This window comes from Bifidobacterium sp. (assembly GCF_022640935.1).
Taxonomy (GTDB): Bacteria; Actinomycetota; Actinomycetes; order Actinomycetales; family Bifidobacteriaceae; genus Bifidobacterium.
In genome coordinates, this window is record NZ_JALCCV010000051.1 from 1 (window position 1) to 10,050 (window position 10,050).

9 protein-coding genes are annotated in these 10,050 nt (G+C 61.7%); 1 reads left to right on the top strand and 8 read right to left on the bottom strand.

The annotated features are described in order from the left end of the window. Positions 1-81 precede the first annotated feature (81 nt). The 8 genes from LKG04_RS08615 to fbaA all read right to left on the bottom strand — a co-directional run bounded on the left by LKG04_RS08615 (position 82) and on the right by fbaA (position 8,036). Positions 82-378: a hypothetical protein gene (locus LKG04_RS08615; RefSeq protein WP_363301142.1), complete on the bottom strand. Its 297-nt coding sequence runs from the start codon at positions 376-378 to the stop codon at positions 82-84. A 178-nt stretch (positions 379-556) separates the two neighbouring features. Next, positions 557-1,375, bottom strand: a complete 819-nt coding sequence (locus tag LKG04_RS08620; RefSeq protein ID WP_291762555.1) for an ABC transporter ATP-binding protein — start codon at positions 1,373-1,375, stop codon at positions 557-559. Next, positions 1,372-2,376: an ABC transporter ATP-binding protein gene (locus tag LKG04_RS08625; RefSeq protein WP_291762557.1), complete on the bottom strand. Its 1,005-nt coding sequence runs from the start codon at positions 2,374-2,376 to the stop codon at positions 1,372-1,374. The genes LKG04_RS08620 and LKG04_RS08625 overlap by 4 nt, the downstream gene beginning before the upstream one ends. Continuing rightward, entirely contained in the window at positions 2,369-3,352 is a 984-nt protein-coding gene (locus tag LKG04_RS08630) for a branched-chain amino acid ABC transporter permease (protein ID WP_291762560.1), read from the bottom strand. Before LKG04_RS08630 ends, LKG04_RS08625 begins: the two co-directional genes overlap by 8 nt. A 3-nt stretch (positions 3,353-3,355) precedes the next feature. After that, a complete protein-coding gene (locus tag LKG04_RS08635) occupies positions 3,356-4,780 on the bottom strand; it encodes an ABC transporter permease subunit (RefSeq protein ID WP_291762562.1) in 1,425 nt (474 codons plus the stop codon). 247 nt (positions 4,781-5,027) lie between these two features. Next, complete coding sequence (locus tag LKG04_RS08640; RefSeq protein WP_291762564.1) at positions 5,028-5,255, bottom strand: hypothetical protein; 228 nt, start codon at positions 5,253-5,255, stop codon at positions 5,028-5,030. Positions 5,256-5,297: 42 nt separating this feature from the next. Beyond that, positions 5,298-6,599 carry an adenylosuccinate synthase gene (locus LKG04_RS08645; RefSeq protein WP_291762565.1) on the bottom strand — a complete coding sequence of 434 codons (1,302 nt, stop codon included), beginning with the start codon at positions 6,597-6,599 and terminating at the stop codon, positions 5,298-5,300. A gap of 327 nt (positions 6,600-6,926) precedes the next feature. Next, positions 6,927-8,036: a class II fructose-bisphosphate aldolase gene (fbaA, locus tag LKG04_RS08650; RefSeq protein WP_291762567.1), complete on the bottom strand. Its 1,110-nt coding sequence runs from the start codon at positions 8,034-8,036 to the stop codon at positions 6,927-6,929. Positions 8,037-8,339: 303 nt separating this feature from the next. On the opposite strand from fbaA, the gene LKG04_RS08655 reads away from it, so the two are divergent. Further along, on the top strand, positions 8,340-9,698 hold the full coding sequence (locus LKG04_RS08655) for a polysaccharide deacetylase family protein (protein ID WP_291762569.1): 1,359 nt from the start codon (positions 8,340-8,342) through the stop codon (positions 9,696-9,698). Positions 9,699-10,050: the final 352 nt, after the last annotated feature.

A 10,050-nucleotide genomic window follows, 5' to 3' on the forward strand; every position in this document is an offset into this window, starting at 1 on the left:
TTATCGTCGCCTGCTTTCCCATAGCGGTTAATAGTTTGGCGACTGAAATCGTACACAGGCGACAAGCCATGCCCCACTACTTCAACAAGCACCAACCAATCTGCGCAAAAATCCGGGCGTTATCCCGCCGGCAGCGTTGATGTCTTGCGCGGCGAGCTTCCAAGCCGTCACCTCAGCCGGCCCCAGGAAGGCCAAGGAGCCGGTTTCCGGGAACAGACCGCCTAGTACAAAGCTTCCCGAATCGCTGGAGCCGCTGCCCGAGCTGCTGCCGGAACCGCAACCAGCCAAAGCCATCACTGCCGCCGCTACCATGGCGGTTGCGGCAACTGACGCCTTTTTTATATTGCCAGTCATATTGATAGTCATGTGGATCACCACTCTTCCTCTCTTGTCCGCGATCGGCGGGCGACAATTAAGAGCGATGCGGCGAAAGTTTCGCGACCGCCCCTTGGATACAGAATGTAAGTCGTATTTGCAACCAATACATGTGCCTTATGTTTCCCCGAGATTAAAGATCGAACACGATCGGAAACACAACGAAATCAGCAAGACGCCGTCAGCGGCCCTCCTGCTCGACCTCCTCCTCCAGATTGCCTAGATACAGGCTGATGACCTTGGGATCGTTCAGCAGGTCCCTTCCCGAGCCCGAATAGGCGTTGCGGCCCTGATCAAGCACGTAACCGCGGTCGCAGATCTGCAGGCAGCGCCGTGCGTTCTGCTCCACAATGACGACGGACACCCCGGCCCGGTTCACCTCGCGCACCCGAATGAAGGTCTCGTCCTGCAGCATGGGCGACAGACCCGCGGAGGGCTCATCCAGCAGCAACACCGAGGGCTTCATCATCAGCGCCCGGCCCATGGCCACCATCTGGCGTTCACCGCCGGAAAGCGATCCCGCCTGCTGGTTCTTGCGTTTGCGCAGAGTCGGGAAGATCGAACACACATAATCGAAGCGCTCGGCGAACAGTTTCGGAGCCTGGAACGCCCCCATATGCATGTTCTCCACAATGGTCAGCGAGGGGAACACGTTCTCGGTCTGCGGCACGAACCCCACGCCCCGGGATACCAGCTTGTCGGCGCGCAGATTGGTGATCTCCTCGTCGTGCAGCAGCAGTTTGCCCGAAGAGATGTGCACCAGCCCGAACAACGCTTTGAGCAGCGTGGATTTGCCGGCGCCGTTCGGCCCGATGATGCCGACGATCTCGCCTTCGCGCAACGTGAGCGAAGCCCCGTCGAGAATGTTGACGCCCGGGATGTAGCCGGCCACCAAGTCCACCGCATCAAGCAACGGCCTGCTGCCGGCCTCTTCTGCGCCTGTTTGCGCAGCGGCGGTCTGCGTAGCCTTGGCCTGCGCCGCCGAAATGTGATCGCTCATTGTCTGGTCTCCTCTCCCTGCGGCGCCTCGCCCGACGCTGTCGTACCGGGTTCGCCGTCCAAGGTTTCCAGCGCGGCGTCGTCTCCCAAGTCGATATTGGCACGCGCGCCTAGGTAGGCGTCCACTACGGCGGGATCATTCATTACGGCCTTCGGCCGGCCTTCGGCGACGATTTTGCCTTCGGCCATCACCGTGACCCAATCGGCCACGTGGCGAACCATGTTCATGTCGTGTTCGACGAACAGCACGGTCGTCCCGTCTTCGCGCAACGAGAGGATGCAGTCGAGCAGCGACTGCTTCAGCGCCGGGTTCACGCCTGCCATCGGTTCGTCGAGCATCACCAGCTGCGGGTCGCTCATCAGCGCACGAGCCATCTCAAGCAGTTTGCGCTGGCCGCCGGAAAGGGATCCGGCGAAATCGTTGCGTTTGTCGAACAGCAGGAAGCGCTTGAGCAGCGACTCGGCCTTCTCGACATTCTCCTTTTCCTTTTTTTTCCAGCGCGAGGGGAACAGCGAGACGAACATTCCCTCGCCTGGCTGGTCAGGCGCGCCGAGCAGCATGTTCTCCAAAACCGTCAGGCGGCCCATGACTTTGGTCAGCTGGAAGGTGCGGACCATGCCCATGCGGGCCACCCGCTCCGGGGAAACGGAAGACAGCGGGCGTCCGTCGAACTCCCAGCTTCCCGAGTCGGGCTTGTCAAAACCGGTCATGAGGTTGAAGAATGTGGTTTTCCCGGCGCCGTTCGGACCGATGAGCGCGGTGATGCCGTGGCGTTCTATTTCGAAATGCTGCACATCGACCGCGGTGACGCCGCCGAAACGGCGGGTCACATTGTCGGCCACGAGGATCGCATCCGGCTTGTGCACGCCAGGAGTGCTCTCTACGAACTTCAGATCCTCATTCACCTTGTCGCCGTATGCGGTGGATATGAGCTGCTCGCCTTCCGGGGCCTTGGTGGCCCACTGCGCGAGATCATGGAATGGCAGGTTATTTTCAGTCATGGAACGCCAGCTCCCTTCGGTCTCCCAACAGTCCCTGCGGTCTGAAGATGACCAGGCACATCAGGGCGACGCCCATGATCACCCAGCCGAGGGACTCTATCTGGCTCGAGGAAATAAGAGTATCGGGGATCGCCGTGCGCATCAGCTCCTTGATGAAAGTCAGCGAGACCCACAGCAGGCATGAGCCGAGGATCGGCCCGAGAATGGTCGCCGCGCCGCCCATCAGCAGGATCGTCCAGATGTAGAACGTGACTTGGCGACCGAGGGAGTCGGGCTGCACCGAACGCGGAAGCACGAAGAGAATGCCCGAAAGCGCGCCGCAAGCGCCGCCGAGGAACAGCGACTGCAGCTTGAAGCGGGTGACCGACTTGCCCAGCGAGCGCACGGCGTTCTCATCCTCGCGGATGCCTTTGAGCACGCGGCCCCACGGGGATTTGAACCAGCGCCACGCCAGCAGGGCGACGATGGCCACAAGGGTCCACCCCACAATGCGGATCCACCATGAATCGGCGACATTGTTCGAATATGTCCACCAGAGGATCTGGGTCCGGCCTTCGGGCAGCGGCGAGGCGTCCTCGAACTGCTCGGTGAAATACTGTGGGGAGATGCCGCCGGAGCCTCCTGTCAGCCATGTCAGCGACGTCGAACGCGCCACGATCCTGACGATTTCGGCCGCCGCCAGCGTCACCATAGCAAGGTAATCCGGGCCGAGTTTCAGCGTCGGGATGCCTAGCAACAGCGCGTAGACGAGAGCGAGCAGCAGGGACATGCACAGCGAGGCGAACATGTTCCACCCCATTGACTGGGTGATGCCGAAGCCGTAGGCGCCGAGCAGCATGAATCCTGCCTGGCCCATATTGAACAGCCCGGTCATGCCGAAGTGGATGTTCAGGCCTATGGCGGCCAACGCGTACGCAGCCGTGGTCGGGGCGATGAGCTGCCCCAAGGAATCGCTTATCAATGTCAGAAAATCCATCTCTCAGCCTACTCTCTGAACTTTGCCGAATATGCCCTGCGGACGGATCAGCAGGACGATGATGAGGATCGCGAGCGCACTGGCGTAGCGCATATCGTTGGGGATGATCAGCGAGCTCATGTCGGCGACGATGCCGATGATCAGCGAACCGACCAAGGCGCCATTGGCGGTGCCGAGACCGCCGAGCGTCACCGCCGAGAACATGAGCAGCAGCAGCACCGCACCCGTGTTCCATGACACGCCGTTGAGGTAAATGCCCAACAGCACGCCGGAGAGCGCGGCCAGCGCGCAGGAGATGATCCATACGATGCGCACCACTTGCTCGACGTTGATGCCCGAGGCGGCTGCGAGCGCGGAATTATCGGAAACCGCCCGCGTCGCGCGCCCCAGGCGGGTGCGGTATAGGAAGAGCGTCATCGCGATGATGACCAAGATGCAGATGCCGGCGGAGATGAGCGTGGCCGAGTCGGTGATAATTGGGCCGAGCTTGAATCCCTGCTCCACGGATATCGTGATGCCTTTGACATTGCCGCCGAAGAAGAATTGGTAGACGTATTGCAACACCATGGACAGGCCGATGGTCACGATCAGCTGCTGGGTCGTTCCGATATGGCGTCGGCGCAATGGCGCCCATACGAGTTCGTTCTGGACTAGGCCGCTGAGCGCGCCGACCGCGATGGCGAAAATCGCGGAGGCCCATATAGGCATATGCAGCATCTGCGTGCCGACATATGCCATCAATCCGCCGAGCGACACCTGCTCGCCGTGCGAGAAGGAGCTCAGGCCGGTGGTGCCGTACACCAGGTTCATGCCCACGCTCATGAGGCCCAGCATGAGCCCGAAGATGATGCCCGAATAGAGCTGTTGCCATACTCTGGCGCCGAAATTCGATCCCGGCGACGAACCGGCGTTGCCCGCCGAAGCCGACGAGTCGGAACCTGAGGGACTCGACGAGTCCGATCCTGACGGAGCCGGCGAACTCGAAGCGGAACTACCGCCCGACGGGCTCGACGCCTGATCGAAACGGACCACCCCGCGCTGCTTGGAGAAGCTGTCTTTCTGTATCTCCACCTGCATGTGGGATGCCTTGAGCCCGTGTTGTGCAGCGACGGATTTGTCGATATCCACGTCATAGGTGCCGTCAGCCTGCACCGAGAAGGCCCATTTCCCGGTCTCGTCCGTAGTCGTCGTCGCGGATTCGGTGCCGGACAAAGTCACTTTCACGCCGCTGATCGGTTTTTTGCCCGCATCCTGAAGGATGCCGTTGACACACCCGTTCGTGGCTGTCGGATTGCACACAGGAACAGCTTCGGCGGCCAACGCTGTCACAGGCCGCATCATGGAGAGCATCATCAACAGGGAAAAAAGCACACAACCGAGCGATATCCCCATAAGACGACGCCGTGGTTGATTCGTTACGGCTGTCATGTAACCATCCTCTCTCGATTAGCTATCAATCTAGAAGGATGATGGCCGCACTTGGTTGCGCTTACGTTTCGACAACGTAACCATGCGCGATTTTCGGCATTTCCACCGAGCGGCGCGCGGCGACGGGAAGCATGTGCGTCAGCAAGCCGGACATTTCGACGGCGAGCAGCCATGCGACAGTCAAGCCAATGCCCGCAGCCACGCAGACGAACGCCGCGATCAGCCATGGCGGGGCCGAAATCTACGACTACATCCAGCGGGCGAAGCGCGCGCCGTATCCGATGCCACAGCAATACAGCGCCATAGGCAGGCCGGCGATGCAGCCGCACACGATTGCGCGAATGGCGATCGTCCACTGCCTGTGGCCGAGCAGCCCGAGGGGCTTCGCGATGCCGCCTTCGGACGCGACGCCGCTTTCGGGCACGTTAGCGTTTCCCGATAGGCTTCCGCCCGCCGAATCCTCGTTATGAGCCATTGCAGTTGCCCCGCATGCCCCGGACGAACCCTGAGCCGGCGTTTAGTCGATCAACGAATGCACGGAGATGATGTGATCGCGCTGCGGGCCGGTGCCGATCGCCGAAATGCGGCAGCCAGAGAGGTCTTCGAGACGATGCACATATGCCTGCGTGGTGGCGGGCAGATCTTCGAAGGCGTGCACTTTCGAGATGTCCTCGTCCCAGCCGGGCATGGTTTCATAAATCGGCCTGGCAACGGTGAAGGCGGCCTGGTCGACCGGCATGTCGTCGTAGCGGGTGTGCGTGCCGTCGGCTTCTTCCACGTCGTAGCCCACGCAGATGGGAATTTCCTTGAGACCGGTGAGCACGTCGAGCTTGGTGAGGACTATGTCGGTCAGGCCGTTGACCTGCACCGCGTAGCGGTTCACGACTGCGTCGAACCAGCCGCAGCGGCGCGGGCGGCCTGTGGTCACACCGAATTCGTGGCCTTGGGTGCGCAGCCATTCGCCCGCCTCGTTGTCGAGCTCCGTGGGGAACGGGCCTTCGCCCACGCGAGTGACATAGGCCTTCGAGACGCCGATCACGCGGGTGATCTTGGTCGGGCCAACGCCGGTTCCGGTGCATGCGCCGCCTGCGGTCGGATTCGACGACGTGACGAACGGGTAGGTACCGTGGTCCACGTCGAGCATCGTGGCCTGACCGCCCTCGAAGAGCACGGTCTTACCTGCGTCGAGCGCCTTGTTGAGGATCAGCGAGGTGTTGGCGACATAGGGCCTGAGCTTTTCGCCGAGCGCCAGCAGATGTTCCGTGGTCTCATCCACGTCGACCGGGCGGCGGTTGTACAGTTTCACGAGCATCTGGTTCTTCTGATGCAGGCTCGCCTCGACCTTGTCATGCAGGTGCTGCGCGTTGAATAGGTCGTGCACGCGGATGCCGACGCGGTTGATCTTGTCCGCATAGGCAGGGCCGATGCCACGGCCGGTCGTGCCGATCTTGTGCTTGCCAAGGAAGCGCTCGGTGACCTTGTCGAGCACGCGGTGATATGGCGCGATGACCTGCGCGGCCTCGCTCACCAGCAGCCGCGAGCAGTCCACGCCGCGCGATTCCAAGCCTTCGATTTCCTCGAACAGCACCTCGGGGTCGACCACAACGCCGTTGCCGATGACTGGCGTGACATTGGGGCTGATGATGCCGCTGGGCAGCAGGTGCAGCGCATACGATTCGTCGCCGACCACCACCGTGTGGCCCGCGTTGTTGCCGCCGTTGAAGCGTGCGACATAGTCGACATGCGTGCCGATCAAATCGGTCGCCTTGCCCTTACCTTCGTCGCCCCACTGAGCCCCAATAAGAATGATTCCGGGCATAACGCACCTCCGCATCCGCATGATTCCGCCAGAAACACCCTACCGTGACGCCTATACCACAGCAGGTTGGGGTGGCGCAACATATGGTCGTCTCAGCGTCACCTTTCACACGCTAACTCGAGCGTGCCGTGCGGAATGCGCCGATCGCGCACCCAGGCGTCGCAGCTCCCGCGCCAACCCGCACCTCATGCAGGGCTTGCGCCGTACGACGGCGAAAAATCATCACGATTCCCACACCGCTGTCGACTTAGTGCGGGAATCGTGATGCTCAACCAAGAGCGTGTCCAAGCTCAACCATCGTGTTCACTCGGGCCAAGGGGAAACGCCCTACTTCAGCGCCCTGCCCGCGGAACCGAGCTGCTGACAGGCCTCGACCACGCGGGCGGCCATGGCGGATTCGGCCTCGCTGCCCCAGGAGCGCGGATCGTAGAAGCGCTTCTCGCCTACTTCGCCATCGATTTTGAGCACGCCGTCATAGTGCTCGAACATGTGAGCCGCCACTGCTCGCGTGAAGGCGTATTGCGTATCGGTGTCGACATTCATCTTGACGACGCCGTGGCTCACCGCTTCTGCGATTTCCTCCGGGCGCGAACCCGAGCCGCCGTGGAACACGAGCGCGAACGGCTTCTCGGCGGCCACTTCGTCGCCGCCGATGCCATCATTCGCATCGCGCCATGAATCCGCAAACGCCCGCGGCATGGAAGTCACACGACCAGCGCGCACTGCCTCGGCCACTTCGTGCTGGATATCGCCGAGAAGCTCGGGGCGCAGTTTCACGATGCCGGGCTTGTACGCACCATGCACATTACCGAAGGTGAAGGCCGCCATGTACAGTCCACGTTCCCCGAGCCCCAGGCGTTGCGCGACCTTCACCCCGTCGGCCGGCGTCGAATAAAGCTTCTCGTCGATCTGCGCGGAATGCCCATCCTCCTCGCCGCCGACCGCTCCTATTTCAATCTCGAGAATCGTGTGCGCCTTTACCGACTGTTCCAGCAATTCCTCGGCAATGTCGAGATTCTCGCCCAACGGCACCGTCGAGCCATCCCACATATGCGATTGGAACGCCGGCTCCCGGCCGTGCGCCACCTGGTCGATCTCATGGCGAAGCAACGGCCGCACCCACTCGTCCAGGTATTGCCTGGCGCAATGATCGGTGTGCAGCGCCACAACGATATGCGGATACCGCGCCGCGACCTCGTGTGCGAAAGCCGCGAACGCGAGCGATCCGATCACCCGATCCCTCACTGATTGCCCGGAGAAATAATCCGCCCCTCCGACGGAAACCTGGATGATGCCATCAGATTCGGCCTCGGCGAAGCCTTGCAACGCGGCGTTAAGCGTCTGCGTGCTAGTGACATTGATCGCAGGATAGGCATACCCGCCGCGCCGGGCTGCGTCCAGCATCTGCGCGTAACGCTCATGGGTTGCAATAGTCATGCCTCCATTATCGCCCAGCCGACCCGACACCGAAGGCGAACGGCCAGACCGGCATGTGAGCTTGCGCACATCGGCATGGTTGATTCCCATCTGCGAGGGCGACATGCCCCCCGCCCATAAGCCCGACACGCATGAAGGCGAGATTCGTACGCGGCGAACGTTACGCAAAACATGGAGCGCCAGATATTGCGCCGTCCCGATTGACGGATCACGGCCGCAGCGAACCTGATCCAGCGCCCACGCAAGACAGTAGTATGAAATGAGGGAATGAATGCAGACGCGAAAAGGGAGAGGCCGCGGACGATGGGCGACGACATGCCGGACAACATAGAGGAACTGTCATTCGACGGCATTGCACGCGGGAACGGCGACACCACCGACCGCGACAATTACGAAGATAACGCTTTCGAAGATAACGCATCCGAGGGAGGCGGCGGTGTTTACTCTGCCGCCGGCACAGAGGGGGCAGATGCTTCCATCGGCTACGACGACCCAGCTGATCCCAACTCCCCCACCCCGCGCAAGAGGCGATTCACCTGGCTGCTCGTGCTGCTCGGTATGCTGCTTACGGCGGCTGCGATCGTTGGCGGGGTATGGAGCTACGGCATGTGGGAGAACCATTGGCGCAGAATCCCCATCAGCATCGACGGCAATGCCCGCCAGGTACGGGTCGATACCACATTGGGTAAGCTGATGGCCGACAACCAGAACTTCGGGCACAAGCCGGGCCGCCTCATGGCGGTCACCGGAGAAGTGGAGAAGCAAAGCGGCGGCGCGCCGATCAGCTACTCCGTCAACGGTCGCGACGTGCCTGCGAACGCAATCGACAGCACCACGCTCCCGCAGGACGCCGATATACGCCTGCAATCCGGCAAGGACATGGTCGAGCCGCACGATGCACAGGATGAGCCGATACCTTACCAAGTGAAACTCACCGGTCACGGTGTGATACAAGAGGTGGAACAGGCCGGCAGAGACGGCGTGCGCGAGGTGTGGGTGGGCCGGGATTCCGGCAAAAAGCTCAGCAAGGGCGTCGTCAAGCAGCCCCGCGATCTCATCGTGCATGCCATCTCCCCCAAACCTGCAGGCCGCAAGGTGATCGCGTTGACGTTCGATGATGGACCAAGCCCATACAGCGCGCCGATCCTGGACATTCTGCGCGACAAAGGGGTCAAGGCCACATTCTTTGATATCGGGCAGAGCGCGGCGCAATATCCGCAGGCCGAGCAACGCATGGTCGCCGAGGGCCATCAGGTCGCCAGCCACAGCAACACCCATCCGGATATGACCAAACTCAGTCGGGATGCCGCACGCGCCGAAGTCGCAGCAGGACTCAAGAATCTGCAGGCGGCCTCAGGCACGCGCACGAAGGTGTTCCGCGCTCCGTATGGAGCGTTCGGCATGGACCAATGGCGCGATGTCTCCGATCTGATCGACTGCACGGTGCTGTGGAGCATTGACACCGAGGATTGGAAGCGGCCGGGCGCGCAGGCCATCCATGAAGCGGTGATCAAAAACGCCTACAATGGCGCCATCGTACTGATGCATGACGGCGGCGGCAACCGTTCGCAATCCGTCGCAGCGCTTCCTGGCATCATCGACGATCTGAAGCGCCAAGGCTTCGAATTCGTGACGATCGACCAGTTGCGCAATATGAAATAAGATCAGGGCGGCCAGGGACGACACGTCGCAGCCGATGGCCCGAATCCCATGGCATGGATGCCCCTAGCTGGCAGCTGAGCTGTTTGACGGCAGGCTTGCCGCATGGGCAACGGCGTATCAGAACCGGCTCTTCGGAACTGATGACAGCAGAACGGCCGCCAAAAGCCCAGTCGGCAGAGCCGAATTCAGTTGCTCAGAACCCAAGCGCCGCGACGGTTTCGTCGTGCTCGCGCGCAGTGAGGATGATGGGGTCGCCGTCGGTGATGGCGAGCGTGTGCTCGGTGTGGGCGCCGCGCGAACCGTCGGCGGAGCGGATCGTCCAGCCGTCGCGCTGGTCCTGCACAATCTCGTC